Raw genomic sequence first — 22,232 nt, forward strand, 5'->3', positions numbered from 1 at the left:
GCGGTGCGGTGCGCCCGGGGACAATGGCTTTTGGTTTCGCGGTGCAACGGGTCTGCAGCCGACGCCATCCAGCGTCGGCTGCAGGATCAGAGCTAGAGGACGCCGATCATCGAGGCGACCAGCGGGTGACGGACGATGTCGCGCTCGGCCAGACGCACCACGGCGATGTCGGGTACGGCCTCCAGTCGCGCCGAGATGTCCGACAGGCCCGAGATGCCGGGCAGCAGGTCCGACTGCTGCGGGTCGCCCGTCACCACCATGGTCGAATGCCAGCCCAGGCGTGTCAGCAGCATCTTGAGCTGGACGTAGGTGCAGTTCTGCGCCTCGTCGACGACGATGAAGGCGTTATTCAACGTGCGGCCGCGCATATAGCCGACCGGGGCGATCTCGATCAGACCTTCGGCCATCAGCGCCTTGACCCGCTTCATCGACAGACGATCGGACAGGGCGTCGTAAAGCGGGCGCAGATAGGGGGCCAGCTTGTCTTCCATGTCGCCGGGCAGGAAGCCGATGGATTCGCCGGCCTCGACAGCGGGGCGGCTGAGGACAATCCGGCCCACCTTGCCCGCCTCCAGCGCCTCGACCGCCTTGGCGACGGCGAGGTAGGTCTTGCCGGTGCCTGCGGGACCCAGCGCCATGACCAGGTTGTGGTGGTCGATGGCCTCCATCAGCTCGCCCTGGCCCTCGGACTTGGGCTTCAGCGTCTTCAGATAGCCTTGGTCGCGGTCGTCGTTCGAAGGATAGGGCGACCACCCTGATCGCTCGTTATGCGGGGCGTGAAGCCGACGAACTTTCGACTCCTCCATGAAATCACGCGAATCCAGGATTCCGTGTTCACGCGTTTGACGCTTGGTTGCAGCACGCTTGGTCATGGACGCCTCCAGGGCATGAAAAAAGGCGGACCCGAACGGGCGCCGCCTTGGATGGTCTTGGGGAGGAAGAGGTCGCGGCCTGCAGAGCGGCGGCCCGGATCGACAGCAGAGCCGTCTGCAACGGGGTGCGCCCGCCGCCGAACAACCGAACCAGGATCCCAACGCGCCACGCGAAAGCCCCGACTTGATGACCGGATCGGGCTTGATCCGGTTTCGGATCCGGGGCCGAAATGGCGACCCACGAATCGCATCAACAGAATGATGCTATCGTGGTTAGCGATCCGTTAAAGCCCTCGTTTTCAAAGATTAGGCGGTGTACAGATGACCATTTACGCCTTGGGCGACAGCAAACCGCAGCTTCCGCCGCAGGGCGAATACTGGGTGGCACCAAGCGCATCGGTGATAGGAAATGTGATTCTCCAGTCCAACGCCAGTGTCTGGTTCGGCGCCGTGCTGCGCGGGGACAACGATCCGATCACAGTGGGGCCTGACAGCAACATTCAGGACGGCAGCGTGCTGCACACCGACATGGGTTCGCCGCTGACGCTGGGGCGCGGCGTGACGGTGGGGCACAAGGCCATGCTGCATGGCTGCGAGGTCGGGGACTACAGCCTGATCGGCATCGGGGCGGTGGTGCTGAACGGGGTCAAGATCGGGCGCAACTGCATCATCGGCGCCAATGCGCTGATTACCGAGGGCAAGATCATCCCGGACAACAGTCTGGTGGTGGGCCAGCCCGGCAAGGTGGTGCGGGAACGTGACCCGGCGCACATCGCCGTGCTGCAGATGTCGGCCGAACACTATGTGCAGAACTGGAAGCGGTTCGCGGCGGAGCTGCGGCCTCTATGATCGGCTGAGGATGGTTCGCGCCGCCGCCGCATCGGCGTCTATCTGGGTCTTCAGGGCGTCGAGACCGTCGAAGGTCTCCTCGCCGCGCAGCCAGGCGACCAGTTCAGTGTCCAGCGTCTGGCCGTAGAGGTCGCCGTCGAAGTCGAACAGCCAGACCTCCATCAGCGGGGTTTCCAGCGCATACATGGGACGCACGCCCAGGCTGGCGACGCCGTCGATAACCCGCCCGTCCGGCAATCGGCTGCGGGTCGCATAGACGCCATAGGCGGGGCGCATATAGTCGCCGAGTGCGACATTGGCCGTCGGCACGCCGATGGTGCGGCCGCGCTTGTCGCCGTGGATCACCTCGCCGCGAATAGCGAAGGGGCGGCCCAGGATGGCGGCGACGCGGGCCATGTCGCCGGCCTTCAGGGCCTCGCGCACGGCGCTGGACGACAGTTTCAGCCCGTCCGCGTCATCCAGCCGTTCGGCGACCGACACGGTGAAGCCCAGCCGCTCGCCATAGGCGCGCAAGGCCTCGGGCGAGCCGGAGCGGCCCTTTCCGAAGGTGAAGTCGAACCCGACGGCGGCGTGGCGAATGCCCAGACCCTCGGCCAGAACCCGCTCGGCGAAGGCGGAGTCGGTCATGCCGGCCATCTCGGCGTCGAAGGGCAGAAGATACAGGATCTCCACACCCAGCGGCGCCAGGGCCTCGGCCATCTGATCGGCCGTCATCAGTCGAAAGGGCGCGGCGTCCTTCTGGAACCAGCGGCGAGGATGAGGATCGAAGCTGACGACGCCCAACGGCGCGCCCAGCCGTTCCGCCGCGTCACGTGCGCCGGCGATGACGGCCTGATGCCCGCGATGCACGCCGTCAAAGGCGCCGACGGCGACCGCCGCGCCTTTCAGCGCGTCCGGCAGGTCGCGCCAGTCGCGGACAATCTGCATCAACGCTGGGACGGTTTGCGCCGGCGCGGCACGCGGACGACGGCGACGCCGTCCATGATCATGGTCTCGCCGACGAAGCCTTCGCAGCTGAGCTTGACCCGCGCGCTCTCGGGCTCGACCTCGATCACGGTGATCAGGATGCGCACGACATCGTCGATCCGCACCGGCTGATGGAAGGCCAGGGTCTGGGAGATATAGATCGAGCCGGCGCCCGGCAGGATGGTGCCGACCACGGCCGATCCGAACGAGGCGCTGAGCAGGCCGTGGGCGATCCGACCGCGATAGGCGGTCTTGGAGGCGAAGGCCTCGTCCAGATGCACCGGGTTGAAGTCGTCGGACGCCTCGGCGAACAGCCGAATGCGGTCCTCCGTCGCGACGACGATTTTCTCGGCCGCCATGCCGACGTGAAGTTCGTCCAGGATGTAACCACCGGACGGATGCTGCTGAACCAATTCGACCATGGATGAGGCTTTAGCGGCGGTGCGACAAAATGGCGAGCCTTACCAGTTCAGTTCGAGCGCGGCGTATCGCGCATAGGTCGTTTCCGCCTTCAGCAAAGCGGCGGCGCGGGCCGGGTCGAGTGCGCCGTCTTCGCCCTTGGCCTGGTCGCCGTGGATGCCCTGGGCGATGAACAGGCAGTCCAGCCCTTGCGCGTTTGCGCCCATCACGTCGGTGACGACGCCGTCGCCGATGCACAGGATGCGCGCGCGATCGACGGGGCGGCCCAGCAGGCCTTGCGCCTCCTTGATCGCCAGGTCGTAGATCGGGGCGAAGGGCTTGCCCGCCATGACAACCCGGCCGCCCTGCGATTCATACAGGTCGGCCAGCGACCCGCCGCAATAGATCAGCTGGTCGCCGCGTTGGACGACGCGATCGGGATTGGCGCAGATCAGTTCGATGTCGCGTGCGGCGCCGACGGCGAACCGCTCACGGTAGTCTTCGGGCGTCTCGACCGTGTCGTCCACGGGGCCGGTGACGGAGATGAAGGCGGCGTCCTCAGGCGACGCGGCGCGCTCGAGGCCAAGGCCGGCGTACAGCGGCGCATCACGTTCGGGGCCGACGATCCAGGCCGGGCCGGGCGCGCGCCTGGCCAGTTCGGCGCGGGTCGCGTCGCCTGAGGTGACGAAGGCCTTCCACGCCTCGCGCGGCACGCCCAGCCCGTCCAGCTGAGCGATCACGTCCGACGCCGGCCGGGGTGAGTTCGAGATCAGCACGACATGGCCACCCTCGCGGTTGAACCGCGTAAGCGCCTCGCACGGCGCGGCCCAGCTCTCGCGGCCGTTATGGATCACGCCCCACACGTCGCAGAGCAGGATGTCATAATCGCCGGCGACGGCGCCGAGGTGGGGCAGGGCGTGGGGGAGGGTCATGGCGCCGTCAGTAGCGGCTTGGCCGCCGCGACGGAAGGTCTAGCTGAACCGGCGACGCTGCTCGGCGCTGCGCAGGGTGGAGCGCAGGAACTCGGCCGGGGGATCGGTCTCAGCCAGGACCTGTTCCTTGATGGCGCGGGGTTCGCCGAACAGGTGGCCCTGGCCCATTGCCACGTCCAGTTCGAGGATGTCGACGACCTGTCGTTCGTTCTCGACCTTTTCGGCGATGACCTCGACGCCGTAGCGGCGTGTCAGGGCGGCGAAATCGGCGGCCTGGATGTCGGGCATGGAGCGCAAGGGGGCGCCGCCGTCCAGATCCAGCAGCTGTTCGATCATCAGGTCGGCCGCAACCTTGATGAACTTGACGTCCGAGCGTTGCAGGTCGGCGAAGTCGAGGTCCAGCGTCTGCACCTTATCCAGCGAGAAGCGGAAGCCGAGGTCGGCCAGCTTAGCCATGTTGCGCGCCTCGATGGCGCCGCGCGCGTCGAACGTCGCCTGACCCAGTTCGAAGATCAGCGCCTGGTTCAGGTCACGGTTCTCGCTGAGGAAGTCCAGGAACTGTGGGAAGAAGGTCTCGTCGCCCAGCGAGGTCAGGGCCACGTTGCAGAAGACGCCGACCTTGCGATCCTGACGCGCCAGCCGCCGCACGATCTGGGCGCAGCGGAACAGCAATAGATTGTCGATCGCCGGGACCAGGCCCTCGCCCTCGGCTAGGGACAGATATTCCGCCGGCATCATGACGCGGTCGGTGGCGTCGCGCAGCCGGGTGAAGCTCTCGTAGAAGATCGTCCGGCGCTGGGGCAGGGAGACGACCGGCTGAAGATACAGATCGACGCGGCCTTCGCTGAGCGCTTCGTGGATAGTGCGCAGCAGGACGTTCGACTGAGCCATGCGGCGGCCCTCGAAGGTCTCGACGCCGACATGCGGCGCGGCGGCCAGACGTTCGTCGATGCTTTCGCTCATCTGCTGGACCAGCGATTCCAGCATCCGGACCTCGCCGGTCAGGGCGTCGGTGTCGGACAGGACACCGGTCTCGATGGCGTGCGCCAATTCGGTCAGGGCGCCCTGGGTCGATTCCATCGCATCGGCGAGCAGGCGGTGGGCCTCGCGGACCTGGCCGATTTCCTTTTTCAGGACGCGGCGCTCGGCGATGCCGGTGACGATGCCGTGGAAGGCGCCCAACAGTCCCAGGGCGCCGAGCGTTCCGGCCACGCCTGCGCCGATCCCCAGACCGGCGCGCCACAGGAAGGCGCCCACGGTCATGCCGAGGAACAGATAGGCGAAGTAGAGAAAGCCCGTTGTTACGTTGCGCATCGGCTGGCGGTCGGCCACTCCCGGATGGAATCGCCTGAGTATCAGGCTATCAATGTCATTCGGCTAGAGCGGGGCTGCAAATATCCCCGCCAAACCTACGGGAAACGCAATGGAACTGTTCGATCTGACCGGCAAGGTCGCAATCATCACCGGCTCGTCGCGGGGAATCGGCAAGGCCATCGCCGAACGGCTGGCCGAACACGGCGCCAAGGTCGTCATCTCGTCGCGCAAGGCCGGGCCGTGCGACGAGGTCGCCGCCGAGATCAACGGCAAACATGGGGAGGGTCGCGCCATCGCCGTTCCCGCCAACATCGCCTCGAAGGAGGATTTGCAGCGGCTGGTCGACGAGACCAACGCCGCCTTCGGCCAGATCGACATCCTGGTCTGCAACGCCGCGACCAATCCCTATGCCGGGCCAATGGCGGGCATCGCCGACGACCAGTTCGAGAAAATCCTGCAGAATAACGTCATCTCGAACCACTGGCTGATCCAGATGGTCGCGCCGCAGATGGTGGAGCGTAAGGACGGAGCGATCCTGGTGATCTCGTCCATCGGCGGGCTTCGCGGCAACGCCCTGATCGGCGCCTACAATATCTCCAAGGCGGCGGACATGCAGCTGGTGCGCAATCTGGCGGTGGAGTGGGGGCCGTCGAACGTGCGGGTCAACTGCATCGCGCCTGGCCTGGTTCAGACCGATTTCGCCAAATATCTGTGGGAGAACCCGGAGCTGCTGAAACAGGTCACCGAGCCGGCGCCGCTGAAAAGGATCGGTCAGCCCGATGAAATCGCGGGCACGGCGGTCTATCTGTGCAGCCCTGCGTCGGCCTATGTGACCGGCCAGACCCTTGTGGTGGACGGTGGATTGACGATTGCCTGGTGAAGACACGCGCTCGAGCAGCCCGAAGGGCGATAGCGCGACAAGCGTGAAGCAGGATCTGATCTGGCGCCTGGAGGCCTTCGGCTTTCAGGCGCTGTTCGGCTTTTTGCGCCTGTTGGGCGTCGAGCGGGCGTCGGGGTTGGGCGGCTGGCTGCTGCGCACGCTGGGGCCGCTGACCGGCACGCAGAAGACGGTGATGCGAAACCTCCGCATCGCCTTTCCCGACATGGGTGAGGCGGAGCGTCAGGCGCTGGCCCTGGCCCAGTGGGATCAGACGGGGCGGACCTTCGCCGAGCTGGCGGTCATGGATCATTTGACGCCCGAGGGCGGGCGGGTCGAGGTGGTCGGGATGGAGCGGCTGCACGCCCTGCGCGACAGCGGCAAGCCGGCCGTGCTGATCTCGGGCCATCTGGCCAACTTCGAGGTGATGGCGGCGGTGATCATGGCCTCGGGCGTGCCGTGTCAGGTGACCTATCGCGCCGCCAATAATCCGTACGTCGACGCCCTGATCCGCCAGAGCCGGGAGCGTTACGGGATCCGCCTTTTTGCGCCCAAGGGCGACGGGACGCGCGAGTTGATGGCGGGGATGAAGCGCGGCGACTCCATCGCCCTGCTGGTCGATCAGAAATACAACCAGGGGCCGGAGGTAGAGTTCTTCAGCCAGCCGGTGAACGCATCGCCTGGAGCGGCGAGGCTGGCGTTGAAGTTCGACACGGTCATGCTGCCGCTGTCGGTGGTGCGCCTGCCTGGCGTGCGGTTCCGGGTCACGGCGCACGAGCCGATCGTGGTCAATCAAAGCGAGGACAAGGCGGCCGATACTCTGGCGGGCATCCAGGCCGCCAATCGCTTCGTCGAGGACCGGGTCAGAGAGCATCCCGTGGACTGGTTCTGGGTCCACAAGCGCTGGCCGGACAAGGTCTATGCGGCGTTGGACCGCGAGGCGTCCGATCCTCGACGGTAAGGCCCGGCATAGTCGGGCGTCTCGCGGCGCCGACGGCAGGGGCCGATATAGCCGTCGGCCTTGATGAAGGGGCGGGGCTTCATGATGACGGCGTTCAACCGATCCAGCACGGCCTTGGCGGTGATCGGCTTGACGATGAACTCGGTCACCCCGGCGTCGCGGGCCTCATAGACCCGGCTGCGTTCGGAATGGCCGGTCATCATGATGATCGGCAGAAACGGATTGGGGCTGTCGGGGCTGGTGCGGACCAGCCGTGTGAACTCGACCCCGTCCAGCGGGAACATGTTGAAATCGACGATGGCCAGATCGATCGCGTGGCGACGCAGCAGATCGAAAGCCGTTGCGCCTTCCGACGCCTCATAGACGTTGCGGATGTCGGCCGAATGCAGCACGGCCGACGCGATGGCGCGCATATTCTGATTGTCGTCCACAAGCAGGACGTTCAGCGATTTCAGAGAAAACATCGGGCCCCGCCAGATCTTCGACCGAGGCTAAGGGGATATGCGTAGTCTCGCAAGAGGAGCCTTTGATCAGGCTAGACTTTCTGGAACACGCGCCCCGATCATGAGTGACGGATCCAGGTTGCGATCGCGCCATTTCATGCGCCAGCATAGGTGGGGGCCGGTGGCGCGGCCGGTCATGCCGACGCGGCCCAGCGCATCGCCGCGCCGGACGCGCTGGCCCAGCGCCACGTCCAGCTGCGACTGGTGCAGATAGCAGCTGATCAGGCCCTGGCCGTGGTCGATCAGGGTCAGGCCGCCCTCGAAATGCATGTCGGGGCGGACGAAGGCGATGCGGCCGTCGGCAGGGGCGCGGATCACGCTGCCCTGGGGGGCGGCCAGGTCGATGCCGTAGTGCGGCCGGGCGGGCGTGCCGTTCAGGACGCGCTGGGCGCCCCAGGCGCTGGAGACGCGGTAACTCTCCAGCGGCCAGACGAATCCGTCCTTGAAGTCGTCGGCGTCGATGCGGCTGGCGAAGCCCTCCGTCTTCAGCGCGATCTCCTGCTGGATGCGGGCCAGGAGGGCGGGATCGCTGGGCTCGACGGTCGAGGGCGGCAGACCGTTCACGCTGGTTGACGGGAAGGCGTAGGGGGCGATGTCGAGGGTGCGTCGGGCGGACCGGTCGCCGGTCCGGGCCTCGACCTGGGTGGTTGGACCGGCGTCGCGATCAAAGCCGATCACGAAGAGCCCGGCGGCCGAGGCGGTGGTCAAAGCCTCGCCGTCGACGAAGATCAAGGCGCGCGGCGCGGTGCGACCGAAGGCATAGCCGCCCTGACGCCAAGCGCCGTTCAGGGCCAGCGGCAGGGCGTTGCGGTCTTCAGCCATCAGCGGCGCGGCGATCAGGCTGGCGCCTGCGCCGGTCAGCAGGGCGCGGCGCGACGGGATCATTGATCGCCTTGCTGGGCCGCGATGAATTCGGCCGGGCCGAAATAGGGCTGCTGACGGCTGGGGCTCCAGTAACGGAGGACTTCCAGCGGGATCGGTTTGTCCGTCACGGCGCAGCGCACGAAGCGGCCCGGCTTCAAGACGGCGAACTCGCCGTCGCCATAGTGAAGAACGGCCTGATCTGCGGCGATTTTGTCCATCAGCGGACGATAGCGGGCGGCGCGCGGTGCGGAAAGGGGCTCAGGGCGCCGCGACCGCATCCGTGATCGGGCCGTCCGAGGCTGCGGGTCGGACGGCGCCGGCGGCGGGCGGCTTCGGCTTGCCGCCCATCCGGTCGGTGAACAGGAAGACGAAGGGGTTCAGCGAGATCGACAGCAGGGCGGCGGCCAGGATCAGGTCGTGGGTCTCACGGCTCATGGCGCCCAGGGATACGCCGAGCGCGGCCAGGATGAAGGAGAATTCGCCGATCTGGGCCAGGGACGCGGCGACGGTGAAGCCGGTCGGGCGATCCAGCTTGAAGGTCTTGGTGATGACCAGGGCCGCAACCGACTTGCCGACGATGACGATGCCCAGCACGCCGATCACCGCCCACGGCTGGCGCACCACGATCATCGGATCGAACAGCATGCCGACCGAAACGAAGAACAGCACGGCGAAGGCGTCGCGCAGCGGCAGGGACCGCTCGGCCGCATTGTGACCCAGGGGCGAGGCGTTCATCACCAGACCGGCCAGGAAGGCGCCCAGGGCGAAGGAATGGAACAGGAAATAGGCCAGCCAGGCGATGCCCAAGGCGATGGCCAGGACGCCCAGGGTGAAGAGTTCGCGCGACTTGGTGTGGGCGATGCGGATCAGCAGCCAGGGAATGACCTTGCCGCCGACGACCAGCATGCCGACGACGAACAGCACGACCTTGAGCAGGGTCAGGCCGACGTCGGTTCCCAAGGCGGCGAAGTCCGTCTGAGTTCCGGCCGGAACCAGCACCATCGGCAGCATGACCAGGGCGATGACGATGACCAGATCCTCGACGATCAGCCAGCCCACGGCGATGCGGCCGATCTCGCCCTTGACCTGTTTGCGCTCCTCCAGCGCCCGCAGCAGGACGACGGTCGAGGCGACGGATAATGCAAAGCCCATCAGCAGAGCCTCGACATCGCCCAAGCCCAGCACGAACCGGCCCAGCCCCCAGCCCAGCACGGTGGCGACGCCGATCTGAACCAGGGCGCCGGGAATGGCGACCTTGCGGACCTGCATCAGATCCTTGGGTGAGAAATGCAGGCCGACGCCGAACATCAGCAGGATGACGCCGATCTCGGCCAGTTGCGGGGCCAGTTCGGTGTCGGCGACGAAGCCGCCCGTGTAGGGGCCGACGATCACCCCCGCGACGAGATAGCCCACCAGGGGCGACAGTTTCAGCCGATGCGCCAGCATGCCGAACACGAAGGCGAGGACGAAGCCCCCGACCAGGGTGAGAATCAGGCTGTCGGCATGCGGCATCAGGGCTCCTGTCGCGAGCGAAGGTGGGATTTGGGTAGGCTTTGCAGTTGGGGCGCGAGGGGCGGTTTGACAAGACGACGCAGTGTCGCGCGGGACGGAAAACGGCTTCGGCTTCGCGGCGTTGGGCCTGCGAAGTCTGGAGGGCTGGGCGGAGCGCCGGGCCTTCGCCCGGAGTTCTGTTGAGTTGTTACCGTTCGACGAAGGATTTGACGCTCCGCGCGGGTGGTTGGCCTGCAAGCTCGGGGCGCCGAGCGGTGGCGGTCTTATCGCCTAACCCCATAAGCCTGCGACGGGCGGGTCGGAGCAGCGATCCCCGATCCCCGGTGCGGCCGAGTATCCCCCTCGACCCTACGACGCGACTGCGGACGCCGGGGCGATTCCCCGACCGATCAGCCCCGGCGCCGCGATGGGATTCCACCATCGACCCCGTTCCCTCCGCTCCCGCCGCCGCAAGGTCGCAGGCCAGGCGAGCCCTCCATGCGACGAGACGGAGCTATTATGGGGCCGTTTGACCCCGTGGATGGGAGACGGGGGACATAAATCGGCAAGTGGTTGAAATCGCAGCGGATAGACCAGCGGCATTGCGATGGCTGAGCGTCGTGTCCTCCCCATTGATGGGGAGGTGGCGCGGCGCGCCTTCGCGCCGTGACGGAGGGGCTCTTCACCGCATCGCGGGCGCCGGTGGGACTTCAAGAACCCCTCCACCGCTTCGCGGTACCCCTCCCCGCAGAGCGGGGAGGAGACAGTGTTGTGGTCAGGCGTGCGTCTGGTCCCAATACCGAACCGCATCGGCGTCGCGGGCCGAGAGGTTGGGGTAGGCGGGGTCGGAGCCGACGTCGGGGACGCGGCGCCAGGAGCGGGCGCATTTGGGGTGCTCGGCGACAGCAACCGTGACCGAGATGGTCTCGCCTTCGACAAGATCGGCGCCTGAGGTGCGGAAGATTTCGGCCGCGTCGAGGCCTTCGAACGGGGCGAAGGCTGCGGCCGGGGCGGTGACGGTCGGCCACGCGTCCAGGGCGCCGCCGATCAGCTTCTCGCGGCGGGCGGCTTCGAGCGATTCATTGACCACTTCGAGGACCGTATTGATCGCCGCCCAACGCTCGGCCTCGGCCGGGTTGCTCCATTCGGCCGGGGTGTCGGGCATCACCCGCGCGCAGTTGGAGCCGGCCTCCGGGAAGCGCGTGGTCCAGGCCTCTTCCATCGTGAAGGGCGTCAGCGGGGCCAGCCAGGCGGTGAGACGCATGAAGACCTCGTCCATCACCGTGCGGGCGGCGCGGCGACGCTGGCTGTCGGGGCGGTCGCAGTAGAGGGCGTCCTTGCGGATGTCGAAATACAGGGCCGACAGGTCGCCGGCGCAGAACTCCAGCACCGGACGGACGACGTCCTGGAAGCGGTATTCGGCGTAGGCGGCGCGGACCTGGGCGTCGAGCTCATGCAGGCGGTGCAGGACGAACCGCTCCAGCGGCGGCATCTGGTCCAGCGGCAGGCGTTCGGCCTCGTCGAAATCGGCCAGGGCGCCCAGCAGATAGCGCACGGTGTTCCTGAGCTTGCGATAGGCGTCGACCGTGGTCTGCAGGATCTGTTTGCCGATCCGCTGGTCGTCCGAATAGTCGACCAGGGCCACCCACAGACGCAGGATGTCGGCGCCCGACTCCTTGATGATGGTCAGAGGGTCGGTGGTGTTGCCCTTGGACTTGGACATCTTCTCCCCCTTCTCGTCGAGGGTGAAGCCGTGGGTCAGGACCGCCTTGAACGGGGCGCGGCCGCGCGTGCCGCAGCCTTCCAGCAGGGACGACTGGAACCAGCCGCGGTGCTGGTCGGAGCCTTCCAGATAGAGGTCGGCCGGCCAGTGGGCGGGACGGTCGCCGGCGTAGCCGTTTTCCGGCAGGCGCGGGTCGAGCGTGAAGGCGTGGGTCGAACCGGAGTCGAACCAGACGTCCAGAATGTCCTCGACCTTTTCGTAGCGGGCCGGGTCGTGGGCGCCCAGGAAATCGCTGTCGGGCGCGGTGAACCAGATGTCGGCCCCGTGTTCGGCGACGGCCGCGACGATGCGAGCGTCGACCTCGGGATCATGCAGGGGCTGGCCCGTCTGTTTGTCGATGAACATGGCCAAAGGCGTGCCCCAGGCGCGCTGGCGGCTGACCAGCCAGTCGGGACGGCCCTCGACCATCGAGCGGATGCGGTTCTTCCCGGCGACCGGATGGAAGGCGGTGGCGTCGATGGCGTTCAGCGCCGTCTCGCGCAGGGTGTCGCCGCTCTTCAGCGGTTGATCCATGCGGATGAACCACTGAGGGGTGTTGCGGAAGATGATCGGCGCCTTGGAGCGCCAGCTGTGCGGATAGGAGTGCTCCAGCCGCCCGCGCGCCAGCAGATTGCCGGCCTCGATCAGCTTTTCCATCACCGCGCCATTGGCGGGACCGAACTTGCCGGTCTTCTTGCCTTCGGTCTCCAGCACCTTCAGGCCCGCGAACAGCGGGACGCCGGGGTAGTAGGCGCCGTCGGGATCGACGGTGTCGGGCACCTCGTGATGACCGTGGGCCTTCCAGACCTCGAAGTCGTCGGCGCCGTGACCGGGCGCGGTGTGGACAAAGCCGGTGCCGGCGTCGTCGGTGACGTGGTCGCCGGCCAGTAGAGGCACTGAGAAGCCATAGCCGCTGTCGAGCGCGGCCAGCGGGTGGGCGGTCTCCAGGCCCGAGGGGTTGATGTCGTAGACGCGGGTCCAGGCGGCGATCTTGGCGGCCTTGAACACGTCCTCGGCCAGCTTGTCGGCCAGGATCAGGCGGTCGCCGGGCTTGGCCCAGGGCGCGAACTCCAGGCCTTCCTCCATGGCCGTGACCTCATACAGGCCATAGGCGATCTCGGGGCCGTAGGAGATGGCGCGGTTGGCCGGTATGGTCCAGGGCGTGGTCGTCCAGATGACGATGGACGGGGTGCTGGTGCGGAAGGCCAGCAGGTCGTCGGGATGGTCGTCGGACATGGCCGTGACCGGGAACTTGACCCAGATCGTCGGACTGACGTGGTCGTGATATTCGATCTCGGCGTCGGCCAAGGCGGTGCGCTCGACCGGCGACCACATGACGGGCTTGGAGCCGCGATACAGCTGGCCCGAGTTCTTGAACTTGTGGAACTCGGCGACGATGGCCGCTTCGGAGGTGAAGTCCATGGTGGCGTAGCGGTTGGCGAAGTCGCCGACGATGCCCAGCCGGTGGAATTGGTCCTTTTGCAGGTCGATGTATTTGCCGGCGTATTCGCGGCAGGCGCGGCGGAACTCGTCCTTGGACACCTCGTCCTTGCGGCGGCCCTTGGCGCGGAACTGCTCCTCGATCTTCCACTCGATCGGCAGGCCGTGGCAGTCCCAGCCGGGAACGTAGTCGACGTCGTAACCCAGGAGGAACCGGCTACGGACCACAAAGTCCTTCAGCGTCTTGTTCAGGGCGTGGCCGATGTGGATGTCGCCATTGGCGTAGGGCGGGCCGTCGTGAAGAACGTAAAGGGGGGCATTCTGCTTCTGCCGCTCGGCGCGCAGGGTCCCGTAGAGGTCGCCCCACTGTTCCAGGATGACCGGCTCCTTCTGGGGCAGGCCGCCGCGCATGGGGAAGGGCGTCTCGGGCAGGAAGACGGTGTCGCGATAGTCGCGACCGGAGGGGGTGTCGGTGGTGTGTTCGGGGGCGTCGGCCATTGGTCGTCTCGGCGTCTTGAAATTAGGTCGCTGTTCTCTTCGCCCTATCGCGCTTCGCGCTGCCTGAGGGCTTTCGATCCCGGCGTGCACGGGGCCATGAGGCCCAGGAGCGCTACGCCGGGCGGCTAATCGAAATCAGGCGAATGGAGACGCGGACGGTCATTGTGCGGGCGGTCTAGCAGACGGATGCGGCATTGCGCCATCCCGAAGCGCGCGCCGTATCAACGGAAACGAAAGGCTTTTGCGGTTTTGTGACGGGAGGATCGGCCGGAATCTTGTTCGGCCGACACGATATTCGCTTGGGAGTTCCCGCCGATGCGGCTGCGGATCACGAAATGGATGCTGGGCCTGGCGGCCGGTCTCGTCGTCTCGGCGGGCGCCGGAGCCGCGCTGGCGCAATGCACGTCCGGCTGTCAGCCGCCGCCCTGCACCTCGTGCGAGCCGCCCCCTCCGCCTGAGCCGCCGCCCTGCAACGGCGGCGGAAACTGCGGTCCCGGCGGCGGTGGAAACTGGAACGGCAACATCAACACCAACGTCAATGTGAACGTGAACCTTGGCGCGAGCGCCAATGCGAACGCGGGCGCCGGAGCCAACGCCAACTCCGGCGCACGGTCCTATGTCAATGCGCGCGCCGGCGGCTTTTCGGGCAGCTTCGGCGGGGGCGGCGGCGCGGCCTATGTCAGCGTCGATCAGCCCTATCCGACCACGATCCAGGGGCTGGCCGTCGAGGGCGTGATCGCTCAGACCGTGCGCACCCCCTACAGCGCCTTCCGCAGCATGATGAAGCGGGTCGTCATCCAGGCCGTCTGCATCGACGACCGCCAGGTGCCGCACCCCGCCTCGCAGGTGCGGCCGGATCGCGAGATCGCCGAAGGGTTCGAGGGCGAGCTGTATCGCTGCCTGTCGGGCACCTGGCTGCAGGCGACCATCGCCGACTATAACGGCGACATCAGCTTCGATCACGGCACGACCCTGACCTGCCGCAAGCATGAGGCGCTGTGGTATGGGACGGGCGGCAAGCTGGAATGCCGGCCCGAGAAGCCCGAGCGGGATTGCAACGAGCGTTCGCTGCTGCGTCGCTACGGCGCCGGGATCAAGATCCTGACGATGTATCGCGAAGAGGAATATACCGAATACCGCGAGGAACAGGTCGAGAGCGCGACCGTGCTGACCGGGGTGATCACCCTAGACGGCGGCGTCGGCGGCCGGGTGTTCTGAACCGGACCCAAATACGCCCGTTCAGCCGCCGATCAGGCGGGAGATAAGATAAGGCGACCGTCGGCTCTCCGTCGACGATCCTGACGACTGGCCCCGGTTCGCGAGAACCGGGGCCTTTTTCGTGGGCGTTATTGCGCCGCCGATTGAGCGGTGACGGTGGCGCGCCAGGCGCTGTCGGACTTCAGATACTGGCGCGCCAGGGCCTGAAGGTCGGCGGCGGTGACGGCTTCCAAGGTGGCGATCTGGTTGCGGGTCTGGTCCAGCGTCGCCGGATCGCTCTGGGCCTGCGACAGCTGGGTCAGCCAGTAGCCGTTGTCGGCCATGCTGCGACGGATGCGTTCGACCGCCGGGCGGCGGGCGCGGTTCAGTTCGTCCTCGCTGATCGGATTGTCACGCAGGTCCGCGGCGATGGCGTCCACAGTCTCGAACAGCTTGGGCAGGGCCGCCGGCGGGGTTTCCGCGGTCACCGAGATGAAGCCGTAGCCCGGATAGGTGTCCGAGGTGGTCGAGCCGGCGCTGGGCGAATAGGCCAGGCCCTGTTTCTCGCGGATCTCGTCGTTCAGGCGCAGTTGCAGAACGTCCGACAGGATCGACAGCTGACGCGCGGTCTTGCGATCTTCGACCTGATCGGTGGTCGGCCAGGCGACGAAGCCCAGCGCCTGTTCGGCGGGTCCGGTGTGATACAGCTGAACCGGCGTGGCGGTCGGGGCCGGGAACTTGCGCACCGTCGAGCCGGCGGGCGGGGTGGGCGCCTGACCGCGCGAGGGCAGGGCGCCGAACGTCGAGCCGACGGCGGCGATGACCGCGTCGACGTCGACGTCGCCGACGACCGTGATCTCGACCGGACCCTGGGCCAGGGCTGAGCGAACGCCCGAGCGGATGTCGTCGATCTGGATCGCGGCGATCTGTTCGGCGGTCGGGGTCGTCTCACGCGCGTCGCCGCTGGCCAGCAGGCCTGAGGCGTCGCGTTGGAAGACGCCGCGCGGCGTGGCGCCTAGCTGAGCCAGGATCTGCGGGAACATGGCCTTGGTCTGTTCGAACGAGGCGCCGCGCAGACCGGGGTCCGTCAGGTAGGCGGCCAGGACCTGAAGCTCCAGCTGGAGATCGGCCGGCTTGGTGGCGCCGGCGAAGACATAGGCGTCGCCGGCCTGATTGACCGCGGCGCTGTAGGTGCGGCCGCTGAGGACGCGGTTCATTTCGTCCAGGCTGAGCTTGCCCAGACCGCCAGGGGCCAGGACGGTGCTGGCCATCGACAGGGGCGACAGGGTGTCGGCAGGCAGGCCCAGTTCGCCAAGGCCGGTGCGGGCGCTGACCAGAATCTGATCGGCGCGGAAGTCGGTCTTCTTGATGTTCAGCAGCGTGCCGTTCGGGAAGCGGACCAGGGTCGCACCGAGATCGGCGACTTCAGAACGGGCGGCGGGGACCGCCGGGGCGCCGAAATTGTCATAAGGCCATTTCAACTCGGCCTCGGCGGCGCGGGCTTGCACCGGGGTGTTGCGCGAGGCCTCCAGCGCAGCAGTGACGGCGGCCTCGCCGCCCTCGACCGGGACGGGGGAGCTGAACAGCAGCAGCGGGCCCTGGCCCTCGAAGACGGCCTTGGTCGCCTGATTGACCTGGTCGACGGTTAGGCCTTCGACGGCCTTGTTGAACAGATCGAGATTGGTCTGGGGTGAGCTGAACACCTGATCGTCGTTGACGGCGCCCAGAAGGCCGTTGGCCAGCGCCGAGGTCGAACGGGTCGCGGCCGAGGCGACGGCGTTCTGAAGTGCGGTGCGGGTGTTGACGATTTCGCGCTGAAGCTCGGCGTCGCTGACGCCGTATTCGGCCAGGCGACGGCTTTCCTGCTCGACGCTTTCCAGCGCGCGCTGCCAGCCGCCGGGATTGAAGGCGACCGACAGGGTGCCGGCGTCCAGGCTGTCGAACAGCGACTGATAGCCGGCGCCGGCGCCGATGAAGGGCGGGTTGTCGGCGCGGGCGATCTCGCCCAGGCGACGGTTCAGCACGGCCAGACCCAGGCCGCGACGGACGTCGGCGGCGCGTTCCGCGGCCGTATCGGGGCTGAGGTCCGGGGCCTTGATCCAGTTGATCTGGATGGAGGACTGGATGCCCGGCTCGACCAGGATGCTGGTCTGGGGTTGACGCGGGGCGACGGTTCCCAGGTCGGGCTCGGGACCATCGGCGGCGGTCGGCTTCCAGTCGCCGAAGGCCGCGCGGACCTTGGCCTCCATCGCATCCACGTCGAAGTCGCCCACGGCGATGAAGGTCGCGCGCGAGGGGCGATAGTAGGCGTCATAGAAGTCGACGAAGCGCTGGCGCGGCGCGGTGCGGATGATGTCGAGGTCGCCGATCGGCAGGCGTTCCGACAGACGCTGGCCGGGCGCCAGAAGGCCGAGCTGGGTCTTCAACACGCGCAGTTGCGGCGTGTCGCGGGTGCGTTCCTCGCCGACAATGACGCCGCGCTCGGAATCAATGGCGTCCGGCGCCATCAGGGCCGCAGACATCATCTCGCGCAGGATGTGCAGGCTGGGATCGACCGTCTCGTCCTTGGTGTTGGGCAGCTCCAGCACATAGGCGGTCTGGTCAAAGCTGGTGAAGGCGTTGGTGTCGGCGCCGAAGGCCAGACCCAGGCGTTCGAGGATGCGCAGCATCTCGTTTTCCGGCACGTCCTTGGTGCCGTTGAAGGCCATATGCTCCATGAAGTGGGCCAGACCCTTCTGGTCGTCGCGCTCCATCAGCGAGCCGGCGTCGATGCGCAGGCGGAACGAGGCCTGACCCGGAGGCGTCGCATTGTGCAGCAGGGCGTAGCGCATGCCATTGGGCAGCAGGCCGTAACGGACGGCCGGATCGGCGGGGATGTCGCTGGCGGCCTGAGCCCAGGGGGCTGACGGCGCGACCTGACCGGCGGCGGCCGCAGCGGGCGGCGCGGTCTGGGCGAGAGCAGGGGCGGCGAAAGCCCCGGTGGTCAGGGCCAGTCCCGAGACGGCGACAAGCAGCAGATGACGCGCAGAACGCATGATATCACTCCGAAACCGCAACCCCCGATGGCGCGATGCCGGATGTGTAAAGTGTGCTTGCCTTCGCCACAAGCGGCGCTGGCGAACCTTACCGACTTGTCATGTTCAGATCAGCCGCCGGGGCGGCTGATGTAGAAGCTGGCGCTGTTGCCGACGGCGTTGGCGCCGACCACGGCGGTGCGTCCGGACGAAACCGTGGCGTTGGTGGTCGCGGTGACATTGGCGCTGTTGGTCTGGGTGTTGTTGACGTTGACGTCGCCGCCGCACTGGGAACAGGCATAGCCCGTCACCGTATTGCCGACCGCGTCGGAGCCGACATAGGCGTCATAGCCGTTGACGCCGACATAGGTCGCGTTGGCCTCGACCCCGCCGGTGTTCAGCTGGGTGTTGTCCAGCTTCAGATAGATGTCGTTATTGCCGGCGACGGTCTCGTTGGCGACGCTGCGGGCCGCCAGAACCGTCTGGCCCTGGAGATTGGTCTGGACGCGGGCGTCGGCGCGGACGCGGCCTGCGTTGGCCTGGTCCGTCTGGATCAGCATGGAGCCGCCGGCGTTGGCGGTGATCGCCTGGTTGGCCCCGGCGTTGGCGCCGACCGTCAGGTCCCAGCCGTTGTCCACATAGACGTCGGTGCGCGCCTCGGTGGTCGAGGCGGCGTTCGATTGGCGAATGGTCAGATCCTGGTGCGAGGCGCCGGTCGTATTGGTCTGGACCGCATTGGCGACGGCCTGGGACGAGAAGGTCGCGGGCGCCGGAATGTATTGAATGTCGGCGACGGTCTCGGCGAAGACGGTGGTCTGGGCCCGCTGGTCGATGACGCCGGTCAGGGACGACGAGGGGCCGCCCAGGGCGACGGTGTTGGCGACGGCGGTGCTGGTCGCGAAACCGCCTTGCAGTATGCGGCCATTCGGCGCCTGGACATAGGTTCCGGCCTCGACCCGGTCGCCGGTCGCGGACTGGCTGGAGTCCACGGCAAAGGTCGCGCGATCGGTGGTGACGCCCAGGTAGTTGCCGCGCGCGGTCGTATCGACGCTGAGCTGGCCGTCGGCCTCGCCGCTCGCGACCACATTGCTGCGGGCCAGCGTGGCGCCGGTCATCGACTGGCGCGAGACCAAGCCGGCGGAGGCGGCCGTGACCCCGCCCGCGAGCGCATTGCCTTGGGCGCTGTTGCTGACGGTCACCTGATCGACGGACAGGTCGATGTCCACCAGGCCGGTGACGTCGCCGGTCTGGATCTGGGTGCTGGAGCAGGTTTCGCCGGCTTGCGGATCGCAGGCCGGCGTCTGCTGGGCGCTCGCGTCAGTGGCGAGTGCGGCGAACGTCGCCGTCGCGGCCATCATGCCAACGAGACGGATCGGCGCGAGTCTGGCCATTGTTGGTGTCCTGAGTGGGATAGGCCGGATAATAGCCGCCGGTCGGGCCGACCGTGGAATCGCCGAGCGGGTCGTTGGCGGGGTTCAGGCAGATTTCGGGGCCGGGCGCGCCATAGAGGTTGGCCATGAACTCGACCGTGGCCCGTTCGACCAGGGCGCGGACGGCCAGTTGCGTCGGCTCCATCCCGCCCGTGCCGGCCGAGATGTCGAAGACGTTGCCGTTCAGGAAGTCGAACACGCCGGCCGAGATTTCGCGGCCGATGATCTGCTTCTGATAGGAGACGACATCGACGACCTCGAGCGTGGTCGTCTGGACCAGGCGCAGGTCCATGGCGATGTTCATCACATAGACGCGGTGATTGACGATGCCCGAGCCGGGGCGGTTGCTGTCGACCTCGCCCCCGGCGATGTCGAAGCCGCCGGAGCGGATGTTGTAGTTCACCTCGGTGATGCCGCCGACGACATAGAAGTCGGAACCCGGAACCTGACCCGCCAGGATGCGGCGGTACTGGGTGTCCTCCGGCCCCTTGGCGTCGGGAGCCTGGTCGCCGATCAGCTTGTTGTTGGCGTAGCGCAGCTCAAGCTCGGACACCGAGGTGTCGTAGCGTTCGACGATGCGAGCGCCGGCCTTGGCCAGCGCCGAGTTGGCCATCAGGGAGGCGCCGCCGGTGATCTGGCGGCCGCCGTCGGACGACACCGTGCCGGTGTAGTCGCTGATCCGGCCCACCGCCATGCGCGGCGAGGGCAGGTTGTAGCGACGCGCGTAGTCGGCCAGGCAATACAGCGCGGCGGAATAGGGCGTGGGGTTTGCGGTCACCGGCGCATTGCCGATCGGCGTCGCATATTGTCCCGACGGACCCGCGACCGGGCTGACGCAGCCGGCGAGCAGAAGGGCGACGGCCGAGACGGCGGCGGACCCCTTGATGAGATGACGGCGGCTCATGGCAGGTTGATGTTCCCGTTCAGGGCCGTACCGGCGTTGATGGCGCCGGTGTTGGTCTGGGTCGAGTTGACGATGACGGTGTTGCGGCTGCCCTGGACCACCACGTTCAGCTGATTGCCGATGGCGGTGGAGCCGCCGATGGTCGTGCCGCCGTTGCTGGACGCGCCTGCGCCGGCATAGGCCGAGGCCGCGCCGCCGGACTGGCTGGAATAGGACGAGGCGCCGGACTGGATGATGCCGTTGACGATCAGCCGATTGCCGTTGGCGTCACGCGTATAGCCGGTCGCGGCCGTATTGGCGGCCGTTCGCGCGCCGCCATAGCCCTGCTGGAAGCGCGCAGCGCCGCCCGAACCCGTCGACTGCGCGATCGCCGGCACGCTTGCAGCGGCGGCGAAGGCCATGACGGCGGTGGATAGAAACAGCCTCTTGGCGGGCATTCCGGGGTTCCTCGCGCACAAACGGACGCCGGACCACGAGCGTGATCCGCACCCCAACCTGCATTAAGGTTATTAAGAAGCGCTTGATGTGACGCAGGTCACTGAGCATTTGTGGCGTCATGTCAGACGCATCCGGTCGATTCGATCCGCCGAACAGCCGCCCGGCGCGAGAGCCGATGTTCAACGTGCCGCTGGTCGTGCTGCTGATCGCGGCGTCGATGCCGACGCTCTTCTTCTTCCAGCGCGACCTGCCCGACATGGGCATGAGCATGGCGTTCGCGCCCCTTGATCTGGAGCAGGGACGGTGGGGCGGGCTACTGACGGCCATGCTGCTGCACGGCGGCTGGACCCACGCCATCATGAATGCGGTGGCGGCGCTGGCGTTCGGGACGCCGGTGGCGCGGCTGTTCGGGACTAGGATCGGTCCGACGGTCTTTCTGCTCTTCTATCTGGCGTGCGGCGTCTTGGCGTCGCTGGGCTATGGGCTGATCCATTGGGGATCCAGCGAGCCGATGGTCGGCGCGTCCGGCGCCGTCTTCGGCCTGATCGGCGCCGCGACACGGCTGCTGGGCGGACAGGGCAGGGTGCTGCCGATGGGGGATCGCCGCGTGGTCGGCGCGGCCATCACCTGGATGGCGGTCAACGCGGTGACCGGAATGATCAGCGGACTGCCCGGTGCCGAGGGCGCCAGGATCGCCTGGGAGGCTCACGCGGTCGGGTTCTTCGTCGGCTTTCTGGCCATCGGTCCCTTGGGGCGGATGTTCGGGGCGGGGGCCGCGCCTGATCGCTGAGGCGCGTTGATTCCGGACGGGGGCTGAGCGATCATCGCTGCCTGAGCGGCCCTGTCGCCATTCCGGCCCAGCGGTCGTCTCTTACAGAGAGAAGGGACCGCGATGTTCGTCGCCGAAATCCTCAAGACAAAGGGAAACGCCGTCTTCTCCATCGCGCCGGATCTGACTGTGACGCGGGCGTGCGAAGAACTGGAGCAGAAGCGGGTCGGAGCGTTGGTCGTCTGTGACGGCGACCGGGTGGTCGGCGTGTTCTCCGAACGCGATGTGGTCAAGGCGCTGGCGGCCGATGGCGCCGAGGCGCTGGACCGTCCGATCGCCGACTACATGACGGCCAAGGTGATCTATGCCGAACCGGCCGAGGAGATGTCGGCCTTGATGACCCGCATGACCGATCGGCGCATCCGGCATCTGCCGGTCATGCAGGCGGATCGTCTGGTCGGCGTCATTTCCATCGGCGACGTGGTGAAATGCCAGATCGCCGAACACGCCCATGAGGCCGAGAGCTTGCGGACCTATATTGCAGGCTGAGAGGCGCGTGCGCCGTTGGCCGATTCCGGTTTTGCGAGAAACTTCCCTTTCGTGTCAGAATCCGCTTGCTGACAAATCAGCCTCTCCGTATAGAGCCGCCTCGCTCGGAAACGGGCTGGCCGGCGGGGCCGCGGGGGTGAAAGTCTCCAAGGTCCCACGGAAGAAAGAAGCGAAAAACTTCTTGCTTTCATCGGTTGGTTTCA

The 22,232-nt window shown here is 67.1% G+C and carries 20 protein-coding genes; 6 read left to right on the forward strand and 14 right to left on the reverse strand.

What is annotated here, in order from left to right:
• Positions 1-92: 92 nt before the first annotated feature.
• Positions 93-884, reverse strand: coding sequence for a PhoH family protein (locus tag VH88_RS09950; protein WP_091752533.1), 792 nt, complete (start codon positions 882-884; stop codon positions 93-95).
• A gap of 309 nt (positions 885-1,193) precedes the next feature.
• Here VH88_RS09950 and VH88_RS09955 point away from each other — a divergent pair, with 309 nt between their 5' ends.
• Positions 1,194-1,721 (forward strand): gamma carbonic anhydrase family protein, encoded by a 528-nt coding sequence (locus tag VH88_RS09955; protein WP_045811123.1) that lies wholly within the window; start codon positions 1,194-1,196, stop codon positions 1,719-1,721.
• Here VH88_RS09955 and VH88_RS09960 read toward each other — a convergent pair.
• From VH88_RS09960 to VH88_RS09975, 4 genes are read right to left on the reverse strand one after another with little or no spacing between them, the layout of a single operon-like run.
• On the reverse strand, positions 1,716-2,648 hold the full coding sequence (locus tag VH88_RS09960; protein ID WP_045811124.1) for a bifunctional riboflavin kinase/FAD synthetase: 933 nt from the start codon (positions 2,646-2,648) through the stop codon (positions 1,716-1,718). The genes VH88_RS09955 and VH88_RS09960 overlap by 6 nt on opposite strands.
• Complete coding sequence (locus VH88_RS09965; protein ID WP_017506733.1) at positions 2,648-3,109, reverse strand: MaoC family dehydratase; 462 nt, start codon at positions 3,107-3,109, stop codon at positions 2,648-2,650. The genes VH88_RS09960 and VH88_RS09965 overlap by 1 nt, the downstream gene beginning before the upstream one ends.
• A gap of 39 nt (positions 3,110-3,148) precedes the next feature.
• On the reverse strand, positions 3,149-4,018 hold the full coding sequence (locus tag VH88_RS09970) for a TIGR01459 family HAD-type hydrolase (RefSeq protein WP_045811125.1): 870 nt from the start codon (positions 4,016-4,018) through the stop codon (positions 3,149-3,151).
• 39 nt (positions 4,019-4,057) lie between these two features.
• Positions 4,058-5,332, reverse strand: a complete 1,275-nt coding sequence (locus tag VH88_RS09975; RefSeq protein ID WP_045811137.1) for an EAL domain-containing protein — start codon at positions 5,330-5,332, stop codon at positions 4,058-4,060.
• Positions 5,333-5,441: 109 nt separating this feature from the next.
• Here VH88_RS09975 and VH88_RS09980 point away from each other — a divergent pair, with 109 nt between their 5' ends.
• Both VH88_RS09980 and VH88_RS09985 read left to right on the forward strand, forming a co-directional pair.
• Positions 5,442-6,212, forward strand: coding sequence for an SDR family NAD(P)-dependent oxidoreductase (locus VH88_RS09980; protein ID WP_045811126.1), 771 nt, complete (start codon positions 5,442-5,444; stop codon positions 6,210-6,212).
• Between the two features lie 43 nt (positions 6,213-6,255).
• Complete coding sequence (locus VH88_RS09985; protein WP_045811127.1) at positions 6,256-7,170, forward strand: lysophospholipid acyltransferase family protein; 915 nt, start codon at positions 6,256-6,258, stop codon at positions 7,168-7,170.
• Here the strand turns inward: VH88_RS09985 and VH88_RS09990 are convergent.
• The 5 genes from VH88_RS09990 to ileS all read right to left on the reverse strand — a co-directional run bounded on the left by VH88_RS09990 (position 7,128) and on the right by ileS (position 13,728).
• The gene (locus VH88_RS09990) at positions 7,128-7,634 is read right to left on the reverse strand and encodes a response regulator (protein ID WP_039247042.1); all 507 of its coding nucleotides are present in this window, start codon (positions 7,632-7,634) and stop codon (positions 7,128-7,130) included. The two genes, VH88_RS09985 and VH88_RS09990, sit on opposite strands and share 43 nt — an antisense overlap.
• 66 nt (positions 7,635-7,700) lie before the next feature.
• On the reverse strand, positions 7,701-8,558 hold the full coding sequence (locus VH88_RS09995) for a M23 family metallopeptidase (protein ID WP_045811128.1): 858 nt from the start codon (positions 8,556-8,558) through the stop codon (positions 7,701-7,703).
• Positions 8,555-8,755: a DUF2093 domain-containing protein gene (locus VH88_RS10000; RefSeq protein ID WP_039247108.1), complete on the reverse strand. Its 201-nt coding sequence runs from the start codon at positions 8,753-8,755 to the stop codon at positions 8,555-8,557. Before VH88_RS10000 ends, VH88_RS09995 begins: the two co-directional genes overlap by 4 nt.
• 40 nt (positions 8,756-8,795) lie before the next feature.
• The gene (locus tag VH88_RS10005) at positions 8,796-10,049 is read right to left on the reverse strand and encodes a cation:proton antiporter (protein ID WP_052689545.1); all 1,254 of its coding nucleotides are present in this window, start codon (positions 10,047-10,049) and stop codon (positions 8,796-8,798) included.
• Between the two features lie 754 nt (positions 10,050-10,803).
• Positions 10,804-13,728, reverse strand: a complete 2,925-nt coding sequence (gene ileS, locus VH88_RS10015; protein ID WP_045811130.1) for an isoleucine--tRNA ligase — start codon at positions 13,726-13,728, stop codon at positions 10,804-10,806.
• 315 nt (positions 13,729-14,043) lie between these two features.
• Between ileS and VH88_RS10020 the strand changes: the two genes are divergently transcribed.
• Positions 14,044-14,946, forward strand: coding sequence for a hypothetical protein (locus VH88_RS10020; protein WP_185225627.1), 903 nt, complete (start codon positions 14,044-14,046; stop codon positions 14,944-14,946).
• A 128-nt stretch (positions 14,947-15,074) separates the two neighbouring features.
• Here VH88_RS10020 and VH88_RS10025 read toward each other — a convergent pair whose 3' ends face one another.
• From VH88_RS10025 to hfaA, 4 genes are all read right to left on the reverse strand, one after another.
• Complete coding sequence (locus VH88_RS10025) at positions 15,075-17,960, reverse strand: pitrilysin family protein (RefSeq protein ID WP_045811131.1); 2,886 nt, start codon at positions 17,958-17,960, stop codon at positions 15,075-15,077.
• 110 nt (positions 17,961-18,070) lie between these two features.
• Entirely contained in the window at positions 18,071-19,330 is a 1,260-nt protein-coding gene (gene hfaD / locus VH88_RS10030) for a holdfast anchor protein HfaD (RefSeq protein ID WP_231576643.1), read from the reverse strand.
• A complete protein-coding gene (gene hfaB, locus VH88_RS10035) occupies positions 19,257-20,273 on the reverse strand; it encodes a holdfast anchoring protein HfaB (protein WP_039247049.1) in 1,017 nt (338 codons plus the stop codon). The genes hfaD and hfaB overlap by 74 nt, the downstream gene beginning before the upstream one ends.
• Positions 20,270-20,710 carry a holdfast anchoring protein HfaA gene (gene hfaA / locus VH88_RS10040; RefSeq protein ID WP_045811132.1) on the reverse strand — a complete coding sequence of 147 codons (441 nt, stop codon included), beginning with the start codon at positions 20,708-20,710 and terminating at the stop codon, positions 20,270-20,272. The genes hfaB and hfaA overlap by 4 nt, the downstream gene beginning before the upstream one ends.
• A 119-nt stretch (positions 20,711-20,829) precedes the next feature.
• On the opposite strand from hfaA, the gene VH88_RS10045 reads away from it, so the two are divergent.
• Both VH88_RS10045 and VH88_RS10050 read left to right on the forward strand, forming a co-directional pair.
• Positions 20,830-21,501, forward strand: a complete 672-nt coding sequence (locus VH88_RS10045) for a rhomboid family intramembrane serine protease (protein WP_045811133.1) — start codon at positions 20,830-20,832, stop codon at positions 21,499-21,501.
• A 102-nt stretch (positions 21,502-21,603) separates the two neighbouring features.
• A complete protein-coding gene (locus tag VH88_RS10050; protein ID WP_045811134.1) occupies positions 21,604-22,029 on the forward strand; it encodes a CBS domain-containing protein in 426 nt (141 codons plus the stop codon).
• Positions 22,030-22,232 lie beyond the last annotated feature (203 nt).

It is taken from the genome of Brevundimonas sp. KM4, assembly GCF_000964075.1.
Taxonomy (GTDB): domain Bacteria; phylum Pseudomonadota; class Alphaproteobacteria; order Caulobacterales; family Caulobacteraceae; genus Brevundimonas; species Brevundimonas huaxiensis.

Excerpts from the sequence above, each read along its gene's own strand:
- VH88_RS10050 (WP_045811134.1), top strand. The coding sequence starts at position 21,604 with ATGTTCGTCGCCGAAATCCTCAAGACAAAGGGAAACGCCGTCTTCTCC.
- VH88_RS09960 (WP_045811124.1), bottom strand. The coding sequence starts at position 2,648 with ATGCAGATTGTCCGCGACTGGCGCGACCTGCCGGACGCGCTGAAAGGC.
- VH88_RS09955 (WP_045811123.1), top strand. The coding sequence starts at position 1,194 with ATGACCATTTACGCCTTGGGCGACAGCAAACCGCAGCTTCCGCCGCAG.
- VH88_RS09995 (WP_045811128.1), bottom strand. The coding sequence starts at position 8,558 with ATGATCCCGTCGCGCCGCGCCCTGCTGACCGGCGCAGGCGCCAGCCTG.
- VH88_RS09980 (WP_045811126.1), top strand. The coding sequence starts at position 5,442 with ATGGAACTGTTCGATCTGACCGGCAAGGTCGCAATCATCACCGGCTCG.
- VH88_RS09990 (WP_039247042.1), bottom strand. The coding sequence starts at position 7,634 with ATGTTTTCTCTGAAATCGCTGAACGTCCTGCTTGTGGACGACAATCAG.
- hfaD (WP_231576643.1), bottom strand. The coding sequence starts at position 19,330 with ATGGCCAGACTCGCGCCGATCCGTCTCGTTGGCATGATGGCCGCGACG.
- VH88_RS10045 (WP_045811133.1), top strand. The coding sequence starts at position 20,830 with ATGTCAGACGCATCCGGTCGATTCGATCCGCCGAACAGCCGCCCGGCG.
- VH88_RS10025 (WP_045811131.1), bottom strand. The coding sequence starts at position 17,960 with ATGCGTTCTGCGCGTCATCTGCTGCTTGTCGCCGTCTCGGGACTGGCC.
- ileS (WP_045811130.1), bottom strand. The coding sequence starts at position 13,728 with ATGGCCGACGCCCCCGAACACACCACCGACACCCCCTCCGGTCGCGAC.
- VH88_RS10020 (WP_185225627.1), top strand. The coding sequence starts at position 14,044 with ATGCGGCTGCGGATCACGAAATGGATGCTGGGCCTGGCGGCCGGTCTC.
- VH88_RS09975 (WP_045811137.1), bottom strand. The coding sequence starts at position 5,332 with ATGCGCAACGTAACAACGGGCTTTCTCTACTTCGCCTATCTGTTCCTC.
- VH88_RS10005 (WP_052689545.1), bottom strand. The coding sequence starts at position 10,049 with ATGCCGCATGCCGACAGCCTGATTCTCACCCTGGTCGGGGGCTTCGTC.
- hfaA (WP_045811132.1), bottom strand. The coding sequence starts at position 20,710 with ATGCCCGCCAAGAGGCTGTTTCTATCCACCGCCGTCATGGCCTTCGCC.
- VH88_RS09970 (WP_045811125.1), bottom strand. The coding sequence starts at position 4,018 with ATGACCCTCCCCCACGCCCTGCCCCACCTCGGCGCCGTCGCCGGCGAT.
- VH88_RS09965 (WP_017506733.1), bottom strand. The coding sequence starts at position 3,109 with ATGGTCGAATTGGTTCAGCAGCATCCGTCCGGTGGTTACATCCTGGAC.
- hfaB (WP_039247049.1), bottom strand. The coding sequence starts at position 20,273 with ATGAGCCGCCGTCATCTCATCAAGGGGTCCGCCGCCGTCTCGGCCGTC.
- VH88_RS10000 (WP_039247108.1), bottom strand. The coding sequence starts at position 8,755 with ATGGACAAAATCGCCGCAGATCAGGCCGTTCTTCACTATGGCGACGGC.